The 24678-nt window shown below is 62.1% G+C and carries 30 protein-coding genes; 20 read left to right on the top strand and 10 right to left on the bottom strand.

The window, feature by feature from the left end:
• Nucleotides 1-11: 11 nt before the first annotated feature.
• On the bottom strand, nt 12-455 hold the full coding sequence (gene rplM / locus AC1DZV_RS05705) for a 50S ribosomal protein L13 (protein WP_015937805.1): 444 nt from the start codon (nt 453-455) through the stop codon (nt 12-14).
• Nucleotides 456-776: 321 nt separating this feature from the next.
• Between rplM and AC1DZV_RS05700 the strand changes: the two genes are divergently transcribed.
• The 19 genes from AC1DZV_RS05700 to AC1DZV_RS05610 all read left to right on the top strand — a co-directional run bounded on the left by AC1DZV_RS05700 (nt 777) and on the right by AC1DZV_RS05610 (nt 16844).
• Nucleotides 777-1505 carry a prepilin peptidase gene (locus AC1DZV_RS05700; protein ID WP_476953196.1) on the top strand — a complete coding sequence of 243 codons (729 nt, stop codon included), beginning with the start codon at nt 777-779 and terminating at the stop codon, nt 1503-1505.
• A gap of 269 nt (nt 1506-1774) precedes the next feature.
• A complete protein-coding gene (locus AC1DZV_RS05695; protein WP_476953195.1) occupies nt 1775-1978 on the top strand; it encodes a Flp family type IVb pilin in 204 nt (67 codons plus the stop codon).
• A 99-nt stretch (nt 1979-2077) separates the two neighbouring features.
• Nucleotides 2078-2281 (top strand): Flp family type IVb pilin, encoded by a 204-nt coding sequence (locus tag AC1DZV_RS05690; RefSeq protein WP_476953194.1) that lies wholly within the window; start codon nt 2078-2080, stop codon nt 2279-2281.
• Nucleotides 2281-2703 (top strand): TadE/TadG family type IV pilus assembly protein, encoded by a 423-nt coding sequence (locus AC1DZV_RS05685; RefSeq protein WP_476953193.1) that lies wholly within the window; start codon nt 2281-2283, stop codon nt 2701-2703. Before AC1DZV_RS05690 ends, AC1DZV_RS05685 begins: the two co-directional genes overlap by 1 nt.
• Nucleotides 2691-3689: a pilus assembly protein TadG-related protein gene (locus AC1DZV_RS05680; RefSeq protein WP_476953192.1), complete on the top strand. Its 999-nt coding sequence runs from the start codon at nt 2691-2693 to the stop codon at nt 3687-3689. The genes AC1DZV_RS05685 and AC1DZV_RS05680 overlap by 13 nt, the downstream gene beginning before the upstream one ends.
• A gap of 58 nt (nt 3690-3747) precedes the next feature.
• Nucleotides 3748-4473, top strand: a complete 726-nt coding sequence (gene cpaB, locus AC1DZV_RS05675; protein WP_476953263.1) for a Flp pilus assembly protein CpaB — start codon at nt 3748-3750, stop codon at nt 4471-4473.
• Complete coding sequence (locus AC1DZV_RS05670; RefSeq protein WP_476953191.1) at nt 4470-5666, top strand: CpaE/TadZ family protein; 1197 nt, start codon at nt 4470-4472, stop codon at nt 5664-5666. The genes cpaB (AC1DZV_RS05675) and AC1DZV_RS05670 overlap by 4 nt, the downstream gene beginning before the upstream one ends.
• Nucleotides 5667-5749: 83 nt before the next feature.
• The gene (locus AC1DZV_RS05665) at nt 5750-7099 is read left to right on the top strand and encodes a CpaF family protein (protein ID WP_476953262.1); all 1350 of its coding nucleotides are present in this window, start codon (nt 5750-5752) and stop codon (nt 7097-7099) included.
• On the top strand, nt 7096-8043 hold the full coding sequence (locus AC1DZV_RS05660) for a type II secretion system F family protein (RefSeq protein ID WP_476953190.1): 948 nt from the start codon (nt 7096-7098) through the stop codon (nt 8041-8043). The genes AC1DZV_RS05665 and AC1DZV_RS05660 overlap by 4 nt, the downstream gene beginning before the upstream one ends.
• A gap of 11 nt (nt 8044-8054) precedes the next feature.
• Nucleotides 8055-8942, top strand: coding sequence for a type II secretion system F family protein (locus tag AC1DZV_RS05655; protein ID WP_476953189.1), 888 nt, complete (start codon nt 8055-8057; stop codon nt 8940-8942).
• A 257-nt stretch (nt 8943-9199) separates the two neighbouring features.
• Entirely contained in the window at nt 9200-9409 is a 210-nt protein-coding gene (locus AC1DZV_RS05650; RefSeq protein ID WP_476953188.1) for a Flp family type IVb pilin, read from the top strand.
• A 123-nt stretch (nt 9410-9532) separates the two neighbouring features.
• Nucleotides 9533-9907 carry a TadE family protein gene (locus AC1DZV_RS05645; protein WP_476953187.1) on the top strand — a complete coding sequence of 125 codons (375 nt, stop codon included), beginning with the start codon at nt 9533-9535 and terminating at the stop codon, nt 9905-9907.
• Nucleotides 9895-10926, top strand: coding sequence for a pilus assembly protein TadG-related protein (locus tag AC1DZV_RS05640; RefSeq protein ID WP_476953186.1), 1032 nt, complete (start codon nt 9895-9897; stop codon nt 10924-10926). Before AC1DZV_RS05645 ends, AC1DZV_RS05640 begins: the two co-directional genes overlap by 13 nt.
• 43 nt (nt 10927-10969) lie before the next feature.
• Nucleotides 10970-11737 carry a Flp pilus assembly protein CpaB gene (cpaB, locus tag AC1DZV_RS05635; RefSeq protein WP_476953185.1) on the top strand — a complete coding sequence of 256 codons (768 nt, stop codon included), beginning with the start codon at nt 10970-10972 and terminating at the stop codon, nt 11735-11737.
• Nucleotides 11734-12927: a CpaE/TadZ family protein gene (locus tag AC1DZV_RS05630; protein WP_476953184.1), complete on the top strand. Its 1194-nt coding sequence runs from the start codon at nt 11734-11736 to the stop codon at nt 12925-12927. The genes cpaB (AC1DZV_RS05635) and AC1DZV_RS05630 overlap by 4 nt, the downstream gene beginning before the upstream one ends.
• A 140-nt stretch (nt 12928-13067) precedes the next feature.
• Nucleotides 13068-14417: a CpaF family protein gene (locus AC1DZV_RS05625; protein ID WP_476953261.1), complete on the top strand. Its 1350-nt coding sequence runs from the start codon at nt 13068-13070 to the stop codon at nt 14415-14417.
• A gap of 7 nt (nt 14418-14424) precedes the next feature.
• Complete coding sequence (locus AC1DZV_RS05620; RefSeq protein ID WP_476953183.1) at nt 14425-15360, top strand: type II secretion system F family protein; 936 nt, start codon at nt 14425-14427, stop codon at nt 15358-15360.
• Between the two features lie 7 nt (nt 15361-15367).
• Nucleotides 15368-16252: a type II secretion system F family protein gene (locus AC1DZV_RS05615; protein ID WP_476953182.1), complete on the top strand. Its 885-nt coding sequence runs from the start codon at nt 15368-15370 to the stop codon at nt 16250-16252.
• Nucleotides 16253-16382: 130 nt separating this feature from the next.
• Nucleotides 16383-16844 (top strand): Hpt domain-containing protein, encoded by a 462-nt coding sequence (locus AC1DZV_RS05610; protein ID WP_476953181.1) that lies wholly within the window; start codon nt 16383-16385, stop codon nt 16842-16844.
• Here the strand turns inward: AC1DZV_RS05610 and AC1DZV_RS05605 are convergent.
• A complete protein-coding gene (locus tag AC1DZV_RS05605) occupies nt 16841-17611 on the bottom strand; it encodes a response regulator transcription factor (protein WP_476950098.1) in 771 nt (256 codons plus the stop codon). The genes AC1DZV_RS05610 and AC1DZV_RS05605 overlap by 4 nt on opposite strands.
• Before the next feature lie 209 nt (nt 17612-17820).
• Between AC1DZV_RS05605 and AC1DZV_RS05600 the strand changes: the two genes are divergently transcribed.
• On the top strand, nt 17821-19143 hold the full coding sequence (locus tag AC1DZV_RS05600; protein ID WP_476952383.1) for a sensor histidine kinase: 1323 nt from the start codon (nt 17821-17823) through the stop codon (nt 19141-19143).
• A gap of 19 nt (nt 19144-19162) precedes the next feature.
• Here AC1DZV_RS05600 and truA read toward each other — a convergent pair whose 3' ends face one another.
• From truA to AC1DZV_RS05560, 8 genes are all read right to left on the bottom strand, one after another.
• On the bottom strand, nt 19163-20053 hold the full coding sequence (truA, locus tag AC1DZV_RS05595; RefSeq protein ID WP_243181084.1) for a tRNA pseudouridine(38-40) synthase TruA: 891 nt from the start codon (nt 20051-20053) through the stop codon (nt 19163-19165).
• A 31-nt stretch (nt 20054-20084) separates the two neighbouring features.
• Nucleotides 20085-20672: a 50S ribosomal protein L17 gene (rplQ, locus tag AC1DZV_RS05590; protein ID WP_476953180.1), complete on the bottom strand. Its 588-nt coding sequence runs from the start codon at nt 20670-20672 to the stop codon at nt 20085-20087.
• Between the two features lie 76 nt (nt 20673-20748).
• On the bottom strand, nt 20749-21759 hold the full coding sequence (locus AC1DZV_RS05585; RefSeq protein WP_018773683.1) for a DNA-directed RNA polymerase subunit alpha: 1011 nt from the start codon (nt 21757-21759) through the stop codon (nt 20749-20751).
• A gap of 133 nt (nt 21760-21892) precedes the next feature.
• Nucleotides 21893-22294 (bottom strand): 30S ribosomal protein S11, encoded by a 402-nt coding sequence (rpsK, locus tag AC1DZV_RS05580; protein ID WP_018773682.1) that lies wholly within the window; start codon nt 22292-22294, stop codon nt 21893-21895.
• Nucleotides 22295-22394: 100 nt separating this feature from the next.
• Entirely contained in the window at nt 22395-22769 is a 375-nt protein-coding gene (rpsM, locus tag AC1DZV_RS05575) for a 30S ribosomal protein S13 (RefSeq protein WP_028275004.1), read from the bottom strand.
• 174 nt (nt 22770-22943) lie between these two features.
• Complete coding sequence (gene rpmJ, locus AC1DZV_RS05570) at nt 22944-23057, bottom strand: 50S ribosomal protein L36 (RefSeq protein WP_009358722.1); 114 nt, start codon at nt 23055-23057, stop codon at nt 22944-22946.
• Nucleotides 23058-23126: 69 nt separating this feature from the next.
• A complete protein-coding gene (infA, locus tag AC1DZV_RS05565; protein ID WP_009358723.1) occupies nt 23127-23348 on the bottom strand; it encodes a translation initiation factor IF-1 in 222 nt (73 codons plus the stop codon).
• 188 nt (nt 23349-23536) lie between these two features.
• Nucleotides 23537-24625 (bottom strand): P1 family peptidase, encoded by a 1089-nt coding sequence (locus AC1DZV_RS05560; RefSeq protein WP_476950101.1) that lies wholly within the window; start codon nt 24623-24625, stop codon nt 23537-23539.
• Nucleotides 24626-24678: the final 53 nt, after the last annotated feature.

The following is a 24678-nucleotide window of genomic DNA, read 5'->3' as shown; positions in this document are numbered from 1 at the left end:
GGTGGCCAGGACTACTGGGCGACCTGGGTGATTTCGAAAGTCTTGGGCTGCTGGGCGGCGTGGGGGTGCTCTGCACCGCGGTATACCTTCAGCTTGCCCAGCTGCTGTGCAGCGAGGGAGTTCTTCGGGAGCATGCCCTTGATAGCCTTCTCCACGGCGCGAACCGGGTTGGACTCAAGCAGCTCCGCGTAGTTGACGGAGGTCAGGCCGCCCGGGTAGCCGGAGTGGCGGTATGCGCGCTTCTGCTCCAGCTTGGCGCCGGTGAGGGCAACCTTTTCAGCGTTGATGATGATGACGAAGTCGCCCATGTCCATGTGGGACGCGAAGGTGGCCTTGTGCTTGCCGCGCAGCAGGATTGCGGTCTGGCTCGCGAGACGACCAAGGACAACGTCGGTGGCGTCAATGACGTGCCACTGGCGGTTGATATCGCCGGGCTTCGGGGTATACGTACGCACGGTGTTTGCCTCGTTCTTGTTCTGGCGTTCTTGTTTTAGGCGTCACTCTTACGGTGCACCTACTATCTATGCGCTACCGGAACAGAGGTGAGGGCTCCATGTAACCAGTCATCCTGAGGTCTCGAATGTGCACGTTGAGTAGCTATCCTGCAACCGGATTCTCAAGCGGGCACGCACCATCGAGATAGGACACGCACAACGACTACCAAGAATAGCCGACGGCGGCCTGTTGGGTCAAAATGGGGTGTCCGGATGCATCCTGTCTGCTCTCCGTCTCGCCAGACAGCCCCGTGCCGGCCCGTCGCATCCCTTGGAGGAACCGTGTCCGATCCCGCCGCCGCCGGCACCATCTCCCTGCTGCTTTCACAGCCGACCCTGCTTTCACAGCCGGCCGGATCGCTCACCGGAGTCGCCTTCATTGCCTTCATAGCCAGTGTTGGTCTCGCCGGCGCATGCCTGTCTCTGCTGGCCGAGTTCCTCATTCAGCGCACGCTCCCCCGCCTGGGCGGACCCTTGACGGCACGCATGAGGCTTACGACGGCGGCGGCCACCTTCGCGCTGTCCGCACTGCTGGCCTGGCGCTTCGGGCTCACTCCCGAGCTCCCCGCGTACGTCCTGCTGGCGGTGGCCGGCGTCCATCTGGCGCGGATCGACCTCCAGCACCACCTTTTGCCCAACCGGATGGTTCTTCCCCTGCTGGGGGCCGGAATTGTGCTGCTCGGGGCCGCTGCGGGGGTGTCCGGCGAGGCAGGTAGCCTGCTGCGCGGGGTGGCCGGCGCCTTAATTTTGTTCGTCTTGTATCTATTTCTTGCCCTGACCAGCCGAAACGGCCTCGGTATGGGCGACGTGAAGCTCGCGGCACCACTTGGGCTGTACTTGGGCTACCTAGGCTGGACTCATTTGTTCTACGGCGGGGCCCTCGGGTTCGTAGCAGGTGGCGTCGCTCCCCTGCTCCTGGTCCTCAAAAACCGAGGAAACAAGCCGAAAGAAGTGCCTTTCGGGCCCGCGATGCTGGCGGCCGCCCTGGCTGTGATCCTGCTCCTTGGCTAGGTAGCAACCACCCCTCCACGTGCGTGGCTTTAAGCAAGCCAGCTTACCAAACCAAGTAATTGGACCCCAGCCCTACTTGGAAACTGAGTACACCCCCGCCTGAGGGCACGTGATACCCATTTTTTCCTTTAAAAAGTCGAGTATCGAACATCATTGCCGCGCCGTTTGTGCCCGTGCAAATGTTGTCCCAACGAAGCTCCAGCAAGTAATTATTTGGGAATTTGCCGGAGGTTCGTTCACCACTCACACTCTGGAAAAGGATAAATAAAATGACTGGTCTCATGGTCTCAATGCTCGCTTTTGTTGCCGGCGTCAAGGACAAGCTCGAATCTGAAAAGGGCGCCACCGCAGTGGAATACGGCCTCATGGTCGCCCTCATCGCCGTCGCCATCATTGGCACGGTCACTGCACTTGGCGGCGGACTCAACCAGCTGTTCACTCAGATCAGGAACTCCTTCCCTGCCGCCCCCTAAGTTTTGCCGGAGTCGAGGCCCAGGCACGGGGTGGAGGCGGAGGAACAGCGGTTCCTCGGTTTTCCACCCCCCTGGGCCTTTCCAATACAAGGAGGGGCTGTGCAGGATCACGAAAGGGGGGCGAACATGTTAATCTTTCGGGCGCCAAAGCGCCGTCATACCGTGTTATCAGGTCAAGCCGGCGCCACGACCGCCGAGTACGCGCTACTTGTAGGCTTCATCGCCACCGTCATAGTTGGAGTGGTCGGCTTGATTGGCCTGCAACTAATTCCGGGATTTCAAAACGCACTGGCCGGCCTGTAATGCGAAAATCAAAACCGGCCCCCACTGTTCGCAAGTTCAGAGAAAAGGGCGCAGTTGCCGTTGAGTTCGCTCTTATTCTTCCCATTTTCCTGGCGCTTATTTTCGGCATAGTGGAATACGGCAGAGCCTTCAGTATCCAGGTTTCCATGGCAGAGGGTGCCCGCGAAGCGGCGCGGTACACGGCGATCCACTACAAGGATGCCGGGGTCTTGGCGGCGGCAAAGCAAAAGGCAATCGATGCGGCACCCATCGCCGACTTGCAGCCCGGAGAGATCACCATCAGTACCTGCGGGCCAAATCTGGACGCCGTCGTCTTAATCACAGCCAACACCGCGTACCTGACGGGATTGCCGACGCTGCTTCCCTTCCTCCCGGACTTTATGAGCATTTCAGCAAAGGGGGTCATGCGATGCGGAGGTTAGCCAGGAGGCCGGCGGTTGACAACAACGAAAACGAACGGGGTGTAATTGCTCCGCTCACGGCCCTACTCATGGTAGTCCTCATGGGATTCGGAGCTCTTGCCGTCGACGTCGGTGCAATGTACTCGGAGAGAGCACAGCTGCAGAACGGCGCTGACTCAGCAGCACTCGCAATCGCGCAGGCCTGCGAAAAAGTTGCATCTACGGCGCCATGCGCCGCCGATCAAAGAGCCCAGGCTGCTCCGTTCGCAAACGGCAACGCCCTCGACGGTTCAAGCAATGTCGTTTCGGCAACGGTTGCGACAACCAGCACTATCGGCACCGTGGACGTTACAACGGAGACGCCCGCCGGCGCGGGTGGGGAGCACTTTTCTCTTTATCTGGCCCGCGTTCTCGGAATCAACTCCGTGGAAATCCGCGCATCGGCCCAGGCACGATGGTTCTTTCCGACCAAGGGGCGCACCATTCTGCCGCTTGTTTTTTCGCCCTGCGAGTTCGTCGATGACGGCCAGCCGCACAAGATCCTGATCCAGGGCGGCGGGCAAGACTGCAACGGGCTTAATCCGTCGAATCAAGCCTACCAAGGTGGATTCGCGTGGCTCCTGCCGAACGGTACGGAACCGTGCGAAGTCAATGCGGAGATCGGGGTCTGGAGCAACGGCAGCACCGGCGCCGCCGTTCCAAACGGATGTATGGCTTTATTCGAAACTTCGAGTCTGGCGGGAACAACGGTCGCACTTCCCGTGTACTCGATCACCAATGGCCTTCAAGGCAGTAACGCCAAATACATGATCTCCAAGTGGGCGGGCTTCAAGATCCTCGCCTGGAATCTGACGGGCCAGGCAAAATACGACCCTGCCGGCGTCTTCCAAGGCAGCCAAAAGGGAATCTACGGGACGTTCGTCGGGTACGCGGCAGATCCGGGAGTTTTCACTGGTACGTCGTCCACACCAACCGGCACCGTTTTTGGCATCGAACTCACGAATTAATCCATTCGAAGGGGACTGAAAATTGAAAACACGCCTACTGGGAGGCATCGTCGCATTCGTGCTGGCAATAGTTGGCACAGTCTTACTGGTCTCATACGTTTCAGCATCGGAGGCGAGGGCCCAAAAGGACCTGCAGCCGGTTGAGGTACTCGTTGTTCAAGAACAGGTTGCGAAGGGCGCTGATCTCGAAAAGGTCAGGAGCGCAGTGAAGTTGACCTCGCTACCTTCGGCCTCGGTGCCAAACGGCGCCCTCAAGAGCCTGGAAGGCTTGAACGGGAGGGTCGCCGCAGTGGATCTGCTGCCAGGCGAAGCACTGCTGGGGGCCCGGCTGGCTGAACCTGAAAGCCTGTCCGCGCCAGGCTCAGTTCCGGTTCCGAAGGGAATGCAGGAGATCTCGGTTCAGTTGGAAGCCCAGAGGGTGGTCGGCGGGCGCATCGCAGCCGGCGACACCGTGGGCATCGTCGTCCTATTCGACAAGGGAGCCGTGAAAGACGCACCGGCCGTCGAGTCCGGGCAGCAGATTTTTCACAAAGTCTTGGTAACGAGCGTCCAGCGTTCCCTCGCGAAAACTGCTGGAGCGGCTACGGAAGGTACCGCAACTGAGGAGCAGGCCAATACGGAATTGCCCACCGGTCAGTTGATCGTAACCTTTGCCCGCAATGATACCGATGCCGCGAAGATCGCGTTCGGGGCCAACTTCGGAACCTTGTGGCTGACCAAAGAACCCGCTTCCGCAACCCAAGGCGCCCCGTTCGTTGTCAAGAAGCCGGAGCTCTACCGATGAGCAGATTCGTAGCCATCACAGCAGACCCCGACTTCGAAGCCCGTGCCAGGCAAGCGGCATCCCGTCTGCGCGGAACGTTCCACGGAATCGTGGCCAACTTCCTACCGCCGGGCCCGGACGACGTCCTCCGCATGCTCTCCGGCGATCTCGTCGAAGTCATCCTGCTGGGACCGGGCCTCCCGGTGGATGACTCCCTGAGGCTCGCCAGTCTCTTCGACCTCCAGTACCCGGAGATCAGCGTAGTGCTGGTGACCGCCAGTGATTCCAGTGTTGCCTTGCCTGCCATGCGGGCGGGCATCAGGGACCTCCTGGAACCTGGCGCCGACGTAGACGCCATCCACATCATGCTTGAACGAGCCAGCCTTGCAGCTGCGGGACGCCGGCGCGGCCTCGGGAACAGCGTCGAACCGCTCAGTGGAAACGGAAGAATTATCGCCGTCATGTCGCCGAAAGGCGGTGTGGGGAAAACCACCGTCACCACCAACCTCGCGGTCGGACTCGCAAAATTGGCTCCCATGGGCGTTGTGGTGGTCGATCTGGACCTGCAGTTCGGGGACGTGGCGTCCGGACTTAAGCTTGAGCCGGAGAAGACAATCGCGGATGCCGTCAAAGGGGCGGCCGCCGGCGACAGCCTGGTGCTCAAGTCCTACCTCACGCTGCATCCGTCAGGCATCTACGCACTGTGTGCGCCCCTGAATCCCATGGAAGCGGATCAAATAACTGGGGAACAGGTTTCCAGGCTACTTGTGCAGCTGGCCAGCGAATTCAAATATGTGGTGGTGGACACCGCTCCGGGACTCGGCGAACACGTTCTCGCGACCCTTGAAGAAGCCACGGACGGCTTGTGGGTTTGCGGCATGGACATACCGAGCATCAAGGGCCTCCGGACGGGATTTTCACTCCTGACAGAGCTCGGTCTGCTACCCCCCAACCGGCATTTGGTGCTCAACTTCGGCGATCGCCGAAGCGGCCTGACGCTTCAGGACGTCGAGGCCACAGTCGGATGCCCAGTGGATGTGGTGCTCCCCCGGTCACATGCAGTGCCTTATTCGACGAACAAGGGGATACCCCTGCTACAGGAGACCTCAAGGGATTCCGTGGCAAAGGGCCTGCGAAAGCTCGTCGAGCGGTTTGACCCGAATTGGGAGCAGCGGCCACACAAGAAACTTCACCGAAGGGCGGTAGTCCAATGACACTTGCAGATCGTTTTGAAGCCGTCCGCGGTCAGGCAGGCCAGCAGACAGTTACCCGTAAGACTGAGATCCCGTGGTCAGGAATGGCACAGAACGAGTCAGCCTGGAATGAACCAGCCGTCAAGGATCACAGCGCTGAAGCCAACGACGCTTTGTCAGCGGTAAAGGACCGCGCCGGCGCGGCGCTGTATGAGCGCATGGGAAGCCGGATCGCGGATTCCTCGCTGGATGAAGCTGAGTTGCACGACTACGCCAAAACCGAATTGCGCACCATTATCGATGCGGATGAGATTCCGCTCTCCTCAGGCGAACGGCAGCGTCTGGTTCAGGAGATCCTCGATGATGTCATTGGCCTCGGCCCGCTACAGAAATTCCTTGCTGATGACGCGGTGACGGAAGTAATGGTCAACGGCCCGGACAAGATCTATGTGGAACGCGGCGGCAAACTCTTCCTGACCAGCTCCCGCTTCACGTCCGAGGAGCACTTGCGGCGGATTATCGAGCGGATAGTCACCAAGGTAGGGAGAAGAATCGACGAATCGTCTCCCCTTGTGGATGCTCGCCTTTCCGACGGGTCGCGTGTCAACGCAATCATCCCGCCCTTGGCCGTCAACGGATCGTCGCTGACCATCCGAAAATTCGGCCAGGTGCCGCTTGCTGTCAACGATCTCATAGGGTTTGGCACGATCTCCCCTGAGATGGCCGAACTTTTGAATGCCTGCGTCCACGCCCGCCTCAACATCATCGTTTCCGGAGGCACCGGGACGGGCAAGACGACCCTGCTTAATGTCTTGTCTTCCTTTATTCCCGCCGATGAGCGAATCGTCACGATAGAGGACGCCGTCGAGCTTCAACTGCAGCAGGAACATGTTGTCAGGCTTGAAAGCCGTCCTAGGAACATCGAAGGCAAGGGCGAGATCAGCATCCGAGATCTTGTCCGAAACTCCTTGCGCATGCGCCCGGACAGAATCGTCATTGGCGAAGTCCGCGGCGGCGAGTCGCTGGACATGCTTCAGGCCATGAACACCGGCCATGACGGTTCGATCTCGACCGTGCACGCGAACACCCCTCGGGATGCCATCGCGAGACTCGAGACGCTGGTCCTCATGGCCGGGATGGACCTTCCCCTGAGGGCGATCCGCGAGCAGATCGCCTCGGCGGTAAACCTCATTGTGCACATTTCGCGCCTGCGGGACGGAACGAGGCGAGTCACGCACGTCACGGAAGTCCAGGGGATGGAAGGCGACGTCGTTACGCTTCAAGACGCTTTCATGTTCGACTACAGCGCGGGGATGGACGCGAACGGCCGGTTTTTGGGACGGCCGATTCCCACCGGTGTCAGACCGCGCTTTGTGGATCATTTCGCGGAATTGGGCATTACCCTTTCCCCGTCCGTCTTCGGGAATTCGCCGATCGGCGGTGGTTACCGGTGACCGGCGACAGCCCGCTTCTGTTGTTTCTGGGGGTTCTGCTTTGCTTTGCCTCGCTGGTGTTCGTCTTTGTCGTGGCACTTCGTGGGCGGGAATCCAATATCGATTTGTCGCGCAGGAGACCTGGTGTTGCGGAGCAACCGTCGGTCCTCACCCGGGTTGCGACATCAGCATCTTCCTTTGTCGACCAAAATGTCAGCCGGAATGCCGGCATAGGTTCCGCCAACTCGTTGGAGGAAGCAGGGCTGCGCATGCGCCAGGCAGACTACATTCTCCTGCTCGGATGCATCGCCGTGACGGCGGGGGTCGCCGGCTATGTTTTGGCGGGTCTCGGACTGTCGCTGCTTTGCGTACTGTTGACGCCCATTGGCGGCATGCTGTTCCTGAACGTTAGGGCTAGCAACCGTCGCGCGAAGTTCGAATCGCAGCTTGGAGACACCCTGCAGATGCTCTCCGGCGGACTGCGGGCTGGACACAGTCTGCTTCGAGCCGTGGACGCTGTTGCGCGGGAGTCAGATGTGCCGACGTCGGAGGAATTCGCACGGCTGGTCAACGAGACCAGGCTCGGGCGGGATCTGAAAGAATCCATGGCCGACTCGGCTCGACGAATGAGAAGCGAGGATTTCGACTGGACGGCCCAAGCGATTGAGATTCACCGGGAAGTCGGCGGTGACCTAGCCGAAGTGCTCGACCACGTAGGCGAGACCATCCGCGAACGGATGCAGATCAAAGGCCAAGTGAAATCTCTCAGCGCCGAGGGCAAGCTATCAGCCTACATCCTCATCGCTTTGCCGGTAGGGATTTTCTTGTTCCTTAGCTTCTCGAACCCAGGCTACCTCGGCGTCCTTTACACCAATGTGATCGGCTGGATCATGCTCGGGGTCGCAGTTGTGCTGCTGGCTCTCGGGTCCTTTTGGCTAAGCCGTGTCGTCAAGATCAAGTTCTAGGGGGAACAAGCATGAGCGTAATGGCCTGGTTCATCGTGGCAATCATCGTTGTTCCTTGTTCGGCAATGGTTTGGGCACTGATCTCCGTCGACCGAACAGGCTTGGCTGCCGTCCGCAGCAATCTGGGACTAAGTAAGGGAGTATCAGCGGACGCCCCGGGTGGGGTCGACACTCCAAAGTTCGCGCGGTTGGGCCAGCGTTTGGCTCCGAAGGGATATCCAGCATGGCTGGACAAATTACTCGCCAAGGCGGGAAGGCCAGCGAAAATGCCGCTGGAGCGGCTTCTGGTGGTCAAACCAGCGCTCGCCTTGGTGGCCGGTCTTTTGGGGATCTTGTATGTCGCCAAAACACCCACGGGCACAACGATTCTGTTGGCGTTGTTCGTGACGGTGCTTGCGTACTTCGTTCCCGACCTGCTTCTGCACTCCCAGGGTTCGAAGCGGCAGGAAGCCATCGAGCTTGAGCTGCCCAGCACCCTGGACCAAATGCTGATTTCGGTTGAGGCCGGACTCGGCTTTGAATCGGCAATGGCGCGCGCGGGCCAGAATGGAAACGGCCCGCTCGCCGCGGAACTCCTCCGGACCCTGCAAGACATGCAAGTCGGCCGGAGCCGCCGGGAAGCATACCTCGCGATGGCGGACCGCACCGCAGCGCCAGACCTGCGGAGCTTCGTGCGGGCCATTGTCCAGGCTGATGTGTACGGCATCGCCATCGCCGGCGTCCTTCGGACGCAGGCCAAGCAAATGAGAATCAAGAGACGGCAGCGTGCTGAGGAGAAGGCGATGAAGCTTCCCATCAAGGTGCTGTTCCCCCTCATGCTTTGCATCCTGCCCGTACTCTTCATCGTCATCATCGGACCTGCTGTCATCAACATCATCGCGGCCTTCTCCAATATGTAGGAGAAACCAAAGAGGCGAACATAGCGCCCCAATGACAGGACCCCCTCGGCGCCCAGAGCCGAGGGGGTCCGTCATGTGTCCCGGCTTATGCCTCCGCAGTTCAATCGCAGCATTCACGCAGAAAATGTACAGAAAATGTGCAGTTTGGGAAGCCTTAGCACAGGTTGTGGCAAGCAGCGTAACTTTTGACGAATCGCGTTGCTAGTTTTCTGGCAGAGCTGGTGCAGGACCAGCCACCGACTCGCTCAGGAGCTCACGTGCTTTCACTCATTGCAACCCTTCAGACCCTCGGCTTCGCCGCTAAGGACCGCCTTCGCGGCGAGAAAGGCGCAACGGCTGTCGAATACGGCATCATGGTCGCCCTCATCGCCGTAGCCATCATCGTCGCCGTCACTGCGCTGGGTGGCCAGTTGAGCGACCTCTTCGATAACATCACGACTCGGCTGACTCCCCCGGCGGCCGGGTAGCACCCGGCTCTAATTCGGGACATACCGATCGGTGCGGTGAAGGGTGGCATTCCTTCACCGCACCGTTCGTCGCGTCCACCCCCTAGGCAGCCACCGTTCAATCCGAAGAAGAGGTCGCCACACATGCGCGAGGGCAGGGAACACGGAGCTGTCGCCGTGGAGTTCGCGCTTTTGGCGCCCGTACTGATCATGCTGCTGCTCGGCATCATGGAATTCGGCCGCGCCTACAACGCGCAGGTCACGCTCTCAAGTGCCGCCCGCGAAGGCGTGCGGGTCATGGCAATCGGTAACAACCCCACGGCGGCCCGCGCGGCGGCCAAGAATGCCGCCACAGGGCTACAACCCGGGCTGACAGACGCAAGCTTCACCATCAGCCCGGCTAGCTGCATCACAGGTCAACAAGTGACCTTCAAGATCACTTACACCCTCTCCACCATTACGCGCATCGCTGGACCGTTCCCGATGGAGGGCCAAGGAGTCATGCTATGCGGCGGCTAGGTGAAGTCCCCCCGCCCAGGGACGATGAGCGCGGGGCCATCAGCATCCTCGTCGCCGTTCTCATGGTGACGCTGCTGGGCTTCGCCGCCCTCGCCGTCGACGTCGGGATGCTCTATGCGGAACGGACCCAGCTCCGAAACGGGGCGGATGCCGCCGCTCTTGCCATCGCTCAGAAATGCGCCCGCAACATCAACGATATCGATTGCGCTGACACATCCCCGCTGGCACGAAACCTGGCAAACGGAAACGCTGGCGACGGCGCAAGCAACATAGCGTCTTTCGTTGTAGACAAGGCAACGGGCACAGTAAAAGTGCGAGCCGGGGCGCAGCAAGCCGGGCAGTCGCCCAACCGCGTTTCCCTTTTCTTCGCCCGGGCGTTTGGGATCAATGACGCCGCTGTGACCGCCGACGCCACCGTGCAGTGGGGCCGCCCAGTGGCGGGTCCGACGGCGTTCCCCATCGCCTTCTCCGTTTGCCAGGTGAAGGACCACGTCGACGGCGGATTGCAGCTTCTGGTGAGCCATGGCAGCAAAGGCGAGCCGAGCTGCAATTATGGACCGTCCGGAGCCGTCGTTCCGGGTGGCTTCGGCTGGCTACTGCGCCCCTCGGGTACCTGTGCCGGAATCGTTAACGCCGCAGATTGGGCCCCCGGCGATCCAGGCAACAGCTATCCCGGCGTATGCGATGATCAGTTGCGGGCTTGGGCTGCCGACATCACAGCCGGAAAGAACGTGACTGTACTGCTCCCGATCTTCGATCAGGTGGCCGGTACGGGAGCCAGCACCAGCTACAAACTCGTTTCTTTTGCAGCTTTCCTGGTCAAGGGGTGGAGTTTCAACGGCAATACGTTTCCCCGCACTTTTCACAACAAGGCTCCTGACGTCCCGTTGGGATTGGCTTGCGACGGGAGCTGCACTGGGGTCATCGGCAGCTTCGTCCACTACGTCTCCCTCGATAAGGCCTACACCTACGGGACACCGGAGGACTTCGGTGCCGGCGTCGTCAAGCTCACGCAATGATTCCTCAGCACCACAGATACGTTAACCAGGTCGGGAGCAGTTCTTGAAGTCACGCTTATTGGCCGGTATCGCCGCCGTGGTCCTGGCCCTCGTCGGAGCTGTCCTGGTGGTGTCCTACGCCAGCGGTGCGGACGAGCGAGCCGTCAAGGCCCTCAAGCCTGTGGATGTACTCGTGGTGGCGAAGCCCGTCCCGGCGGGCACCGCCGTGGAAAGCCTCCTGCCCTTCCTGACCGCCCAGAAGCTTCCGGGCACCGCCGTGGCCAAGTCCGCGCTGCATAGCCTCGAAGGCTTGGCCGGGACGGTCACCGCCGTCGAGCTGCTTCCGGGTGAGCAACTTCTCTCGGAACGACTGACCGCGCCGGAAACCCTGCAGTCCAGCGGATCCGTGCCAGTGCCGGAGGGGCTTCAGGAGATCTCTTTCCAACTGGATCCCCAGCGAGTTGTCGGCGGACGGCTCACGGCCGGAGACCACATCGGCATCTTCATCTCGTTGAAAGATGGCGGCATCGAGGCGACGCCGGACAAGGAGACGACTCAGCTGACCCTCCACAAGGTCCTGGTGACGGCCGTGCAGCGGGCTGCCAGCGCCGCCCCGTCTCCCGAGCCCACAGAAGGCGGATCCGGCGCCCCGGTCGAGGATACGTCGCTGCCAACCGGTTCGTTGCTGTTGACAGTAGCGGTGAGCGACGTGAATGCGACCAAGATCGTTTACGGCTCCGAATTCGGCACGCTCTGGCTGAGCAAGGAGCCGGTCACTGCCAAGGACAGTGGCCGGCCTGGAATCATGACGAAACCGGAGGTCTACAAATGAGCCGTTTTGTACTGATCACACCCAATGCCGACTTCGATTCCCGCGTGCGTCTGGCCCTGGCCGGAAGCCTACCGGGCGGTCTGCAGACCTTCGCCTTCGTCAATCCTGCAGATCCCGAAGAGTTGTTCGCGAAGCTTGACCAGCAGCGTCCMGAGGTCCTAATTCTTGGACCAGATGTACCCGTCGATGATGCCCTGCGTTTGGCCACGATCTTTGACGTTCAGCTTTCCGAGCTCAGCGTTATCCTTGTGGGTGAACCGGATCCCGATTTCTTACTGCTGGCCATGCGCGCCGGCATCCGAGATATTCTCAGCCCACACGCCGACGCTGCCCAGATCCGGGTCATGCTCGAACGAGCATGCCAGTCCTTTGCCAGCAAGAACAGGTCCGCCGCCGTTCAGCTACCGGACGCCCCGAAAGGTCTGGTGATCGGCATCTTCTCGCCCAAAGGCGGAGTAGGCAAAACCACAATTGCCACCAACATCGCCATCGGGTTGGGGCAGGTGGCCCCGATGAGCGTTGTCATCGTGGATCTGGACCTCCAGTTCGGAGACGTCGCCTCGGGGTTGTACCTCCGCCCGGAGCACAGCGTGACCGACGCTGTTTCCCCCGCGGCGAGCCACGATTCGCTGGTACTTAAGGCATTCCTGACCGTGCACCCGGGCAATATCTATGCTCTCTGCGCACCCAGGAGCCCCGAAGAAGCGGACAACATCACACCCGAGCAGGTGACGCGCCTGCTCGGGCAGCTCGCGGAACAGTTCCAATATGTCATCGTGGATACGGCCCCCGGTTTGCCGGAGGTGGGCTTGGCTGCCATGGAGCAATGCACGGACATTGTCTGGGTGACCGCCATGGACGTTCCCAGCATCCGGGGACTGAGATCCGGCCTCGAAATCCTCCGGCGCTTGGACCTTCAGCCGGAGACGCGTCATGTGGTCCTCAACATGGCAGACTCCAAGTCCGGCCTCAGCGTCCAGGACGTTGAGGCGACCATAGGTGCGCCCGTTGATATCAGCATTCCCCGTTCCAAGGCTGTGGCTTTCTCCACGAACAGGGGCATACCGCTACTCCAGGAGAGTCGCAAGGACCCGGCCGTCAAGGGGCTGCGGCAGCTGGTTGAACGGTTCGATCCGGCGTGGCGTGCCAGGGCAAAGAAAAAACTGCACCGCAGAGTGGTGGTCCAGTGAAACTCTCTGAACGGCTCGCCGCTGCTGAGGACGGGTCCGCTGCCGCCTCTAGACCCGCTCCGGAGTCCATTCCAGCAACCCGTGCCTCACCACCTCGAAGACTCACGGCCCCCGCGACCGCGGAACGCCAGCGCACGCCTATCGCAGCCCCCAGTTTTGAAGAGCGCGCAGACGCACACCGGCCCTTTGGCCAGCAGCCGGTGGATGTCTTCGCGGCACTTAAGCAGCGCGCCGCGACCGCCCTGTTTGAGCGCATGGGTGCGCGTTTCAACGATTCCGCCATCAAGGAAGATGATTTGCGCTCCTCCGCCCGGGAAGAACTCACCCGTATCATCGACGCGGAACAGGTCCCACTGTCAGGAGAGGAACGCCTCCGGCTGGTCCAGGACGTGGCGGACGATGTGCTGGGTTACGGACCGCTGCAGCGGCTCCTCGATGATTCCGCGGTGACGGAGATCATGGTCAATGGCATGGACCAGATCTACGTTGAGCGTCACGGCAAGCTCACGCTCACCGAGTCCCGATTCAGTTCCGAAGACCACTTGCGCAAGGTGATCGAGCGCATTGTCTCCAAGGTGGGACGCCGCATCGATGAATCGTCCCCTCTCGTGGATGCACGCCTGGAAGACGGTTCCCGCGTAAACGCCGTCATTCCGCCGCTTGCGGTGGGCGGCTCCTCGCTTACCATCCGAAAATTCAGCAAAGTTCCGCTCACGGTCCAAAACCTCATCGAGTTCGGCACCCTGACACCTGAGATGGCGGAGCTCCTCAATGCCTGTGTCAAGGCAAAGCTCAACATCATCGTCTCTGGCGGTACCGGCACCGGCAAGACCACACTGCTCAACGTGCTCTCATCGTTTCTCCCACATGACGAGCGCATCGTGACGATCGAGGACGCCGTCGAACTCCAAATCCAGCAGCGCCACGTCGTGCGGCTGGAAAGTCGACCGCCCAATACTGAAGGCAAGGGCGAGGTCACCATCCGTGAGCTGCTGCGGAACTCTCTGCGTATGCGCCCGGACCGCATCGTGGTGGGCGAGGTCCGCGGCGGCGAATCGTTGGACATGTTGCAGGCAATGAACACGGGCCATGACGGCTCGCTGTCCACGGTGCACTCAAACTCGCCACGGGACGCCGTCGCTCGTCTGGAAACCCTGGTCCTGATGGCGGGAATGGACCTGCCGCTCCGCGCCATCCGGGAGCAGATCGCCTCCGCCGTCAATCTCATCATCCAGATCTCCCGACTGCGCGACGGCACCCGCCGCATCACCCATGTCACCGAGGTGCAGGGCATGGAAGGGGACATCGTCACCCTGCAGGACGCCTTCGTCTTCGACTACTCGGCCGGTGTGGACGCGCACGGTCGTTTCCTCGGCAAGCCCGTCCCCACCGGGATCCGTCCGCGGTTCATCGACCGCTTCGAGGATTTTGGCATCCATGTCTCACCGGGTGTGTTTGCCGCTCCCTTGGTGCCGACCGGAAGGCCGTGAGCCGACCTTGACCATATTGCCCATTGGCGTTGGCCTGTTCTCGTCTGCCCTGTTCGTGCTCGGTTTCGTCTTGCTCGCCCCTCGAAGGGCACGTGTGCCGCTGGACCGGCGCCAACCCGCTCAGAACCAGCCGGACTCGCAGCTGACCCGGTTTGCCGGCTCGGCGGTCCATCTCGTCGACGGATACTTCGCACAGCGAAAAGTGCGGCTCTTCAGCAGGGAAGCACTGGAAAACGCGGGCCTGCGGATGGGGCAGTCCGACTTCTTTGTGCTGGTGCTGGCTGGCGCCTTCGTCGGTGCATTGGCAGGCTTCGTAGTCGCGGGCCCGTTGTTGGCAGTCCTGTTCGTGCTGCTGGCGCCGTTGGCGGGGCACCTCGTGATCGGCTACCTCACGAGCAAACGCCGTATCATGTTTGACCAGCAACTCGGCGACACACTTCAGTTACTCTCCGGCGGCCTCAGGGCCGGCCACAGCATCCTACGCGCCATTGACGCGGCCGCAGTTGAATCGCAAAGTCCCACTGCGGAAGAGATGCGCAGGATCATCACTGAAACGAGCCTCGGCCGGGATCTCCAGTCATCCCTCTCCGATGCAGCAGAACGGATGCGGAGCGACGACTTTGTCTGGATAGCCCAGGCCATCCAAATAAACCGGGAAGTGGGCGGGAACCTGGCCGAAGTCCTGGACCAGGTGGGCGAAACCATCCGCGAGCGCAGCGAAATCAAGGGTCACATCAAGTCCTTGGCTGCCGAGGGAAAGTTCTCCGCGTACATCCTGATGGCGATGCCGTTCGGCATTGTAGCGATGCTCATGCTGGCTAACCCAGCCTATATGAACTCCATGTTCACCCACCTGCTGGGTTGGATCATGATTGGCGCGTCCTTCATCATGATGACCATCGGCGGTTTGTGGATGCGCAAAATCATCGATCTGAAGTTTTGAGGTACCCATGGACCCCTCGGTACTGCTCGCCCTGCTCCTGGTCTCCCTGCCGCTCGGGTATCTCGTCTGGTCAGCGCTCTCCGTCGATCGAAAGTCCCACCGGGCCATCCGCGAGCTGCTCGCAGCAGGGGCGGAGACCGCTGAGTTCACCGAGGCACAGCGGACGACGCTGCTGGAGCGGATCGGTTACCGTCTGACGCCGGTCGGATATGTCCACAAACTCGATAAGCTGCTTTCCCTAGCTGGCCGCCCCACGTCCCTTCCTCTCGGACGTGTGCTGGCGGCCAAGCCCCTGCTGGGCCTGGCCGGTGCCGTGCTGGGGTTCTACCTCAGCGCCACAGGTTCCACACCCATCATTAAGCTGGTGGGCCTCTTAGTGGTTCTGCTGGGCTATTTCATCCCCGATCTGATGCTCTACAGCAAGGGGCAGGAGCGCCAGACGGCCATGCAGCTGGAACTGGCCAACACCCTTGACCAGATGCTCATCTCCGTGGAAGCTGGGCTGGGCTTCGAAGGAGCCATGGCGCGCGCCGGCGAGAACGGCAAGGGTCCCCTCGCCGAGGAACTCGTCCGAACGCTGCAGGACATGCAGGTCGGCCGGAGCCGCCGCGAGTCCTACCTGGCCCTCGCGGAGCGGACCAGCATCCCGGAGCTGCGCAGCTTTGTCCAAGCCGTTGTGCAGGCGGATACCTACGGTATCGCAATCAGTAGGGTCCTCCGGATCCAAGCCAAGGTAATGCGGGTCAAGCGGCGGCAGCGGGCCGAGGAGAAGGCGATGAAGCTCCCGGTCATGATCCTGTTCCCGCTGCTGTTCTTCATCTTTCCCGTGCTCTTTATTGCCATCCTTGGCCCAGCCATCATCAACGCGATAGACACCTTCAGCGGCGGATAGCTGCATGAGGGCACCTGAGGAGTCCGAACTACAGGGCAGAACCCGGGAATGCACCCGAAAAGCCACAATTTTGCCACAGGAAACTCCGGAGTTGGAAACACGGAGCCGGCGCAGCAAGTAGCGTGGGCACATGTCTTTCCAAGGTACGCCAGACGACGGCGATTCAAATACCGGTTCCTCCGCCGACAGCACCACGCCTGGTTCCGGCGCGGCCCCAAAGGCGACCGTACAAGTTGTGAGCCCGATCGTGGACCCGTCCGCCCTCAAGGAACTCGAATCACAGCTGGACAGCCCTGCCGTGGCCAAAGGATTCGCGAGGGACTATGCAAGGATGTGGGACCAGCGCTATCAATCCCTGGCGACGTCCCTTGATAGCGGTGACGAGACCGCAGCACTGGACGCAATCCTGAGCTTGAAGACGTCCTCTGCGATGGTCGGCGGCGTCCGTCTGGCCGAGCTAGCCAGAGAGCTTGAGGACGCCATTCGCACCCACGACGCACACCTCGCGCGGTTGCTCCTGCGGGAAGTCGCGGAGAGTGGAAACCACACCGTGGACGAACTGCAGCTCAGGCACAACCTCCGGGATAGCTAGTCCGCGGCCGGCGTGAGGCGGTACCCAACGCCACGGACGGTCTGGAGCCAGCGGGGTTGCAGCGGATCCTCCCGCAGCTTGCGACGCAGGTTGCCGATGTGTACTTCGACGGCACGCTCATCGGACTCACTGATATAGGCATCCGCGCTGTAGTGCTGACCCCGCACTACCCGCACCAGATCAGTCTTCGACCGGACGGCACCTGCCCCTTTCAACAGGGCATGCAGGAGATCGAATTCACTGCGCGTGAGGCTGGCAGGAATGCCATCCACGGTGACCGAACGGGTGTGCGGGTTCAGTATCAGGCCGTTGTGCCGTAATTCCGAATCGTGGGTCAGGTCAAGTGCCTTCGACGGAACCGTTTCCGGGTCCGCGGGCTTGGCCTCCGGGCCGTCCTGCCGAGGCCGGCGCATCATCGCAGCTATCCGGGCTCGGAGCTCGCGCGGCCGGAACGGTTTGGTCATGAAATCATCGGCACCGGTATGCAGTGCGGTCAGAGTGTCCAACTCGTCCGTCCTCGCCGTCAGCATGACCACGTAGGCATCGCTGAACTGTCGAATTCGGCGTAGGACTTCAAAGCCGTCAATATCGTTGAGGCCAACGTCCAAGGTGACAACGTTGGCCTTCTGATTCCGCACGACCTCGACCCCCTCGCGACCGCTCGCTGCGCCGTGGACGTCAAATCCCGCCTGGCTCAATACCGCTTCCACGAGATGACGCACATCGTCATCGTCCTCCACAACTACGGCGACTCCCAAGTCAGTCATGGTCCCCCTCACATCTGATGCGCCACCTACCCCCATAGCGGCCGCGTCGCTACTGCTGTGCAATCATGATTCGCCAGCATTGCTAGAGTACCTACGCTATAGCGCCAACGACCGTTTAGGCACAGTCGCGGCAATATATTTTCGTAACTTGTCAAGTTAACGTGACGAATGCTGTTAAATAAGAGTAGCGAGGAAGGGGCGCGGCTTCATTGAGTAAACAGCACCTGGTCCGGAACCCGGCAGGTTACTTTGCGGCTTTCCCGCCGCGTGTGCAGGTTGCCCTATGCCAGCTTCCGCTCACACTGGCGATGACGGCTGTGGCGCTTGCAGCGCCCGGGGGCTGGCCCGGCCTCTTCGAGACTGGCCTGTGCCGGGCTGCCTTTGCGCTCCTTCTGGCCCTCCTCCTGGCCTGCCTTCTGGTGCCCTGGCATCGGTTCGGGCCCTATGCTCCGCTCGCCATCCCCGTGCTCGACTTAGCCGCGATCTGCCTCGTCCGCAGTGGCAGCGTCGAAGGCCTGCCCGATCTCGGCATCTTGGCCGTCCTTCCGGTCCTCTGGGTCACGGCCTCCCGTTTGTCCGGTCCGGCCATCGTCTCGATCAGCTTCTTCGGGCCCCTGCTGACCGGCCTGCCGTGGTTGCTCAACGGCGGCTCAACCCCGGACCGAATCGCGGCCGCCGTTCTCCTGCCATTCATCACATTGGCAGTGGCCATCGCCCTGCGGGTTACGCGGCAACAGTTGACTGGGCGCCTGGCAACCCAACTCCACGCCGGCTGCGAACGCGAACGACTGCTCAATGACGAAGTGTCCGGCCTGATCGATGCCCTGGCGGCCAAGGACGACGTGCTTTCCACCGTCTCCCACGAGTTCCGGACCCCCTTGACATCGATTATCGGCAATTTGGATCTAGCCCTCAGCGACTCGGAACATTTGTCCGCTCAGGCCCTCCGCCGCCTCGAGGTTGCGCAACGAAACGCCGAACGACTCCTCGCCCTTGTCTCGGATCTGCTGATGTCCGCCAACTCGGCTGTCCATGTCCATCCCCTGCGGACCGACCTGGCGAGCCTCGTGGAGGCGAGCCTGGGTTCGGCTCACGCACACGCCCAGGCTTCCCAGGTCACGCTCTCGATGGAGGTGCCGGCGCCGCTATGGGCGCACGTAGACCCGCTCCGGATCAGCCAGGCGCTGGATAACCTCATTTCCAACGCCATCAAATATTCCCCCAATGGCGGCAATGTGCGCGTCTCCGCCAGCACCGAGGGAGACCGGGTGCTGCTGCACGTGGAAGATGACGGATTGGGGATGACAGCCGCCGACGCAGAACGAGTCTTCACACGGTTCTTCCGAAGCCCTGCGGTGCGGGACGGTTCCATCCCCGGGGCCGGGCTCGGGTTGTCGATCACGAAGGCGATCGTGGAGCGCCATGGCGGCTCCATTTCCTGCAACACCCTCCTCGGATCCGGAAGCACCTTCACGCTGGAGCTCCCTGCGAAAGGCACCGCGCCGGCTTACTCGCAGCCGGCGTTCCCATAGCCGCGTTCCAGGTCTGGATTTAGGCCCGCAGTGCCCGCGTCAGTTCGGCCCGGGCCAGCATGCCGCTCTCTGTCGGGTAGGCCACTTCCTCGAGCACCAGCGGGTGCGGGGCTGCGAGCACGGAGCGGGCGTCGCGCTGCCGGGCGAGGAGCCGCTCGTAGAGCCATTCCGGGGCCTCTTCGCCCTCCCCCACGTACAACGCCGAGCCCACCAGGGAGCGGACCATGTTGTGGCAGAACGCGTCAGCCTGAACGGTGACGACAATGACGCCGTCGGTGCCGCGCGCGAATTCGAAGCGCTGCAGTTCACGGATGGTCGTGGCCCCCTCGCGGGGCTTGCAGTACGAGCGGAAGTCCTGCAGGCCCAGCAGCGGCGCGGCGCCCTCGTTGAGGAGACCGACGTCCAGCGGAACCTTGTGCCACAGGGTCGAGGCGCGTCCCAGTGGGTCCCACAGCGCGGGGCCGTCCGCGATCCGGTAGGAATAGCGGCGCCAGAGGGCGGAGAACCGGGCATCGAAGCCAACGGGTGCCACGCTCACCCGGTGCACCTCGATGGCGCCGCTGAGGTCGCCCAGGCCACGGCTCAAGGCACCGCGGATGCGGCGGAGCAGGGCGACGGCGGGATCCAGTTCGGCGCCCCGGTTCAGGCCCAGCCACTCCGCCTCGCTGAGGTCCAGGTGGACCACCTGGCCGCGGGCGTGCACCCCGGCGTCGGTGCGCCCGGCAACCGTGACCCGGACGGGGCGGCGGATCAGCAGCGCGAGGGCCTCCTCCAGGACGCCCTGGACGGTGCGCAGTCCCGGCTGCACGGCCCACCCGCTGAACGGGCCGCCGTCGTACGCCACATCCAGCCGGATACGCAAAAACCCGCCGCCCCCCAAGACGGGGGCAGCGGGTTTGAGCTCGTTCATAGACTTAAGTCTATAAGAAAGACTTAGCGAATTACTTCGCGTCCTTCTCGGACTCAGCGGCTGCTTCCTCAGCGGCCGGAGCCTCTTCGGTAGCGGCTTCGGTCTCAGCGACCGGAGCCTCTTCGGTCTCAGCAGCCTCTTCGGTCTCGGCAACCGGAGCTGCTTCGGCCTTTTCGGCGTCCTTCTTGTCGGCATCCTTCTTGTCAGCGTCGCGCTGGGCAGCAGAAGTAGCCTCGGCTACCACGGCCTGCTTTGCGGAAACCGGCTCGAGAACCAGTTCGATGACAGCCATGGGAGCGTTGTCGCCCTTGCGGTTGCCGATCTTGGTGATGCGGGTGTAGCCGCCATCGCGGTTTTCCACTGCCTGTGCAATGTCGGTGAACAGCTCGTGGACGACGCCCTTGTTGCTGATCAGGCCGAGTACACGACGGCGGGACGCGAGGTCGCCACGCTTGGCGAAAGTCACCAGGCGCTCGGCGTACGGCTTCAGGCGCTTGGCCTTGGTCACCGTGGTGGTGATCCGTTTGTGCTCGAAAAGTGCGGCGGACAGGTTCGCGAGCATAAGACGCTCGTGAGCCGCTCCGCCTCCGAGGCGCGGACCCTTAGCGGGGGTAGGCATTATAGTTTCTCCTCATTGGAAGCCGTTGGGCTGCGCACACCAGGGTGCATCCAGCCAGCCGGCCAAGATCTGTTGGTTAGAGCTCGTCGTCGCTGAACGCGGCGTCGTCCTCTTCGATGGCTGCGGCACGTGCTGCGAGATCGAAACCGGGAGGGGAGTCCTTGAGGGACAGGCCCAGTTCGACCAGCTTGGCCTTGACCTCATCGATGGACTTCGCGCCGAAGTTGCGGATGTCCATGAGGTCAGCCTCGGAGCGGGCAACGAGTTCACCCACGGTGTGGATGCCCTCACGCTTGAGGCAGTTGTAGGAACGGACCGTCAGGTCCAGATCCTCGATCGGCAGTGCCATGTCGGCTGCCAGGGCAGCGTCCGTCGGCGACGGACCGATCTCGATACCTTCAGCTGCGGTGTTCAGCTCGCGGGCCAGACCGAACAGTTCCACCAGGGTGGTACCTGCCGAAGCAACGGCGTCGCGCGGGGCGATTGCCTGCTTGGTCTCGACGTCGACAATGAGCTTGTCGAAGTCCGTGCGCTGCTCAACACGGGTAGCTTCCACGCGGAAAGTAACCTTCAGGACCGGCGAGTAGATCGAGTCGACCGGGATGCGGCCGATCTCGGAGTCGCCGGACTTGTTCTGAGCTGCCGAAACGTAGCCGCGACCGCGCTCGATGGTCAGTTCGAGTTCGAACTTGCCCTTCGAGTTCAGCGTGGCAATGTGCAGATCCGGGTTGTGGAATTCGACGCCGGCCGGCGGAGCGATGTCCGCGGCGGTGACGACTCCCGGTCCCTGCTTGCGCAGGTAAGCAACAACCGGCTCGTCGTGCTCGGAGGAAACCGACAGGTTCTTGATGTTCAGGATGATCTCGGTGACATCTTCCTTGACACCCGGAACCGTGGTGAACTCGTGCAGCACGCCATCGATCCGGATGCTCGTTACAGAGGCACCGGGGATGGAGGAGAGCAGGGTACGGCGGAGGGAGTTTCCGAGGGTGTAACCAAAGCCCGGCTCCAGCGGTTCGATGATGAACCGTGAGCGGTTTTCGGAGACGACCTCTTCGGAGAGGGTGGGGCGCTGTGCAATGAGCACTTAGGTTTCCTTTCGGCGAGCATCCGCTATATGACGCAACACAGGTGGTGGAAAGATCGGTCTGAAGACTTAMCGCGGCCGGGCCTGCCCGGACCGGTGAGGGTCCGGGCAAGCTCCTGGGCGCTGGAAAGCCTTAGACGCGGCGGCGCTTCGGCGGACGGCAGCCGTTGTGGGCGCTGGGGGTGACGTCCTGGATGGAGCCAACCTCGAGGCCAGCGGCCTGCAGCGAGCGGATGGCGGTTTCGCGTCCGGAACCCGGTCCCTTGACGAACACGTCAACCTTGCGCATGCCGTGCTCCTGTGCACGCTTTGCGGCGGCTTCGGCGGCCATCTGGGCAGCGAACGGGGTGGACTTACGCGAGCCCTTGAAGCCAACCTCACCGGACGAAGCCCAGGAGATGACAGCACCGTTCGGGTCCGTGATGGACACGATGGTGTTGTTAAAGGTGCTCTTGATGTGCGCCTGGCCCAGCGCGATATTCTTCTTGTCCTTCTTACGCGGCTTGCGAACCGCGCCACGAGTCTTCGGGGGCATTTTTTCTCCTACAGAAAGTTATTGGGGGAAAGCCTACGCTTGGCCCACACTTGCCGGGTTCCCAGAAATCGCGTAAGCGATCCTAGGGGGCAACTGGGGTTTAGCGGGCCTTCTTCTTGCCTGCGACGGTGCGCTTCGGACCCTTGCGGGTACGCGCGTTCGTCTTCGTACGCTGACCGCGTACGGGCAGGCCCTTGCGGTGGCGAATACCTTCGTAGCTGCCGATTTCAACCTTGCGGCGGATATCAGCGGCCACTTCGCGGCGAAGGTCACCCTCAACCTTGTAGTTGCCTTCAATGTAGTCACGCAGCTCAACCAGCTGTGCGTCGGTCAGGTCCTTGACCCGAACGTCTGCACTGATGCCGGTAGCAGCCAGGGTTTCGTGTGCACGGGTCTTGCCCACGCCGTAGATGTAAGTAAGCGCAATTTCCAACCGCTTTTCGCGGGGAATGTCTACGCCAGCGAGACGAGCCATATTGGCAGTACTCCTTGTATAAACCGGAGGTCGTAGGCAGTACACCCGCACTTACAGTGCGGCCCCAGCCTCCGACCGGGGGTTAGCTGTCCGGGCTCAATACGTCCCAGTTCAGCTTGTGCTGCCTTTATTTACTTGCGTGGGTTAGCAACCCAGGATTTCCTGTGAAGGAAATTAGCCCTGGCGCTGCTTGTGGCGCGGGTTCTCGCAGATCACCATGACCCGGCCATTACGGCGGATCACTTTGCACTTTTCGCAGATCTGCTTGACGCTCGGCTTGACCTTCATGGCGTTCCTTTGCGTGTTGCAGTTGGTCAGCTGGACCGGCCCTCGGCTGTCGCCCTGGCCGCCCAGTGTTTACTTGTAGCGGTAGACGATACGACCACGTGTCAGGTCGTAAGGGCTCAGCTCCACCACTACGCGGTCCTCGGGGAGGATCCTGATGTAGTGCTGGCGCATCTTTCCAGAGATGTGTGCCAGAACGATGTGCTTGTTGGTGAGCTCAACGCGAAACATCGCATTGGGCAGCGCCTCGGTCACAACGCCCTCGATCTCAATGACCCCGTCCTTCTTGGCCATACCCTCCGCTAACTGTTGTTGCCGCAGCCTCCCGGTTTGCACCGGTCATGACCGCGGACGTTTTTGATTGATTGGCTGGTGCCACCCGACCCCAAAAGGGCACAACGGGGCAGACAACCAACAGACAACACTACGCCATCGCGGCCCGATTGTTAAATCCAAAGTTAAATCCGCCCATCGTAGCGCACTCAGCGTCCGTACGCACCTAGCGTCCCGGCCGCCGTCGTCACTGCCTCTGCCCGCGAGATCCCGTCGAGGATGGCCAGCCGGACGACGTCGGCGGCCGCGCTCTGCAGGGTAATGAGGCTGATCTGCCGGGCCGCCGGGGTGCTGCGGTCAAGCGCGACGGCGCCCGTCGCCAGGGCGAACACGGTATCGCCGTCGGCGAGGGTGTGGCTTGGATTCAAAGCCCGGGCCAGGCCGGCATGGGCCGCGGAGGCGGTGCGTTTGCAGTCCGCCTTGTCCAGGACGGCGTCGGTGGCGACGACGACGAGCGTGGTGTTGAGCGGCGGCGCCGGCTCGGGGACCTGCGCGGCTTTCTCCACAACAGGCGAAACCCTCTGCGTGCTCGCTCGTTCCTCCCCACCGGCCCCCTCGCCTCGCAAGCTCGGTGAGGGAACCCCGCCGGCGTGGCCCCCGCTTAGACGCACGCTGCCGGGTTCCCCCTGTTGCGGCGATGAGCCAAAAGGTAGCCCCAGCGCATTGACTACCGCTATGGCTCCTACCACCACCGGCCCGTCTTTGGAGATGTTGTTTAGGGTGAGGGAGGCTGTGCCCACTCCCCCTTTGTACTGTCCCCGGCCGATTGCCGCTCCTGTGCCGGCGCCGACGTTGCCGCGTTCGACGTCGTGCCCTTCCGGCTGCCCGGCGGCGGCGGCCGTCGCCGCGTAGCCCATCGCCTCTCCGGGGCGGGCGGAGAAATCGCCGCCGCGGCCCAGGTCGAAGATCGCGGCCGCCGGCACGATCGGAACAAGCCCGCCGGGGACCGGGAAGCCTCGGCCGTTCTCCTCGCACCAGCGCATGGCGCCGCCCGCGGCTGCGAGGCCAAAGGCGCTGCCCCCGGTCAGGACCACGGCGTCCACGGTCTGGGACAGCGTGGTGGGATCCAGTGAGTCCGTCTCATGCGTCGCGGGCCCGCCGCCCCGGACGTCGACCGAGCCGACGGTGCCCGGCGGCGGGAGAACCACAGTCACTCCGCTCAGCCAGCCGTCGCCGGACTTCTGGACTTGCCCCACCCGGATCCCGGCCACGTCTGTGATGGCTCCCGTTGCTCCCATGGCTCCATTGTGCGCCCCCGCTGACCCGCGACACGCAAAATCCCTGGCGCTAT

The sequence above is a fragment of the Arthrobacter sp. P1_D12 genome (assembly GCF_056406175.1).
Note: the sequence above shows the minus strand (reverse complement) of the source record. Positions and strands in the feature narration are given on the sequence as shown.

Coding starts and splice junctions, on each gene's coding strand:
- truA (WP_243181084.1), bottom strand. CDS start 20,053: ATGAACGAGCTCAAACCCGCTGCCCCCGTCTTGGGGGGCGGCGGGTTT.
- infA (WP_009358723.1), bottom strand. CDS start 23,348: ATGGCCAAGAAGGACGGGGTCATTGAGATCGAGGGCGTTGTGACCGAG.
- AC1DZV_RS05610 (WP_476953181.1), top strand. CDS start 16,383: ATGTCTTTCCAAGGTACGCCAGACGACGGCGATTCAAATACCGGTTCC.
- rplQ (WP_476953180.1), bottom strand. CDS start 20,672: ATGCCTACCCCCGCTAAGGGTCCGCGCCTCGGAGGCGGAGCGGCTCAC.
- AC1DZV_RS05605 (WP_476950098.1), bottom strand. CDS start 17,611: ATGACTGACTTGGGAGTCGCCGTAGTTGTGGAGGACGATGACGATGTG.
- AC1DZV_RS05645 (WP_476953187.1), top strand. CDS start 9,533: ATGCGCGAGGGCAGGGAACACGGAGCTGTCGCCGTGGAGTTCGCGCTT.
- AC1DZV_RS05670 (WP_476953191.1), top strand. CDS start 4,470: ATGAGCAGATTCGTAGCCATCACAGCAGACCCCGACTTCGAAGCCCGT.
- AC1DZV_RS05655 (WP_476953189.1), top strand. CDS start 8,055: ATGAGCGTAATGGCCTGGTTCATCGTGGCAATCATCGTTGTTCCTTGT.
- AC1DZV_RS05685 (WP_476953193.1), top strand. CDS start 2,281: ATGCGAAAATCAAAACCGGCCCCCACTGTTCGCAAGTTCAGAGAAAAG.
- AC1DZV_RS05680 (WP_476953192.1), top strand. CDS start 2,691: ATGCGGAGGTTAGCCAGGAGGCCGGCGGTTGACAACAACGAAAACGAA.
- AC1DZV_RS05695 (WP_476953195.1), top strand. CDS start 1,775: ATGACTGGTCTCATGGTCTCAATGCTCGCTTTTGTTGCCGGCGTCAAG.
- AC1DZV_RS05665 (WP_476953262.1), top strand. CDS start 5,750: ATGGCACAGAACGAGTCAGCCTGGAATGAACCAGCCGTCAAGGATCAC.
- rpsM (WP_028275004.1), bottom strand. CDS start 22,769: ATGGCTCGTCTCGCTGGCGTAGACATTCCCCGCGAAAAGCGGTTGGAA.
- AC1DZV_RS05560 (WP_476950101.1), bottom strand. CDS start 24,625: ATGGGAGCAACGGGAGCCATCACAGACGTGGCCGGGATCCGGGTGGGG.
- rpmJ (WP_009358722.1), bottom strand. CDS start 23,057: ATGAAGGTCAAGCCGAGCGTCAAGCAGATCTGCGAAAAGTGCAAAGTG.
- AC1DZV_RS05615 (WP_476953182.1), top strand. CDS start 15,368: ATGGACCCCTCGGTACTGCTCGCCCTGCTCCTGGTCTCCCTGCCGCTC.
- AC1DZV_RS05640 (WP_476953186.1), top strand. CDS start 9,895: ATGCGGCGGCTAGGTGAAGTCCCCCCGCCCAGGGACGATGAGCGCGGG.
- rpsK (WP_018773682.1), bottom strand. CDS start 22,294: ATGCCCCCGAAGACTCGTGGCGCGGTTCGCAAGCCGCGTAAGAAGGAC.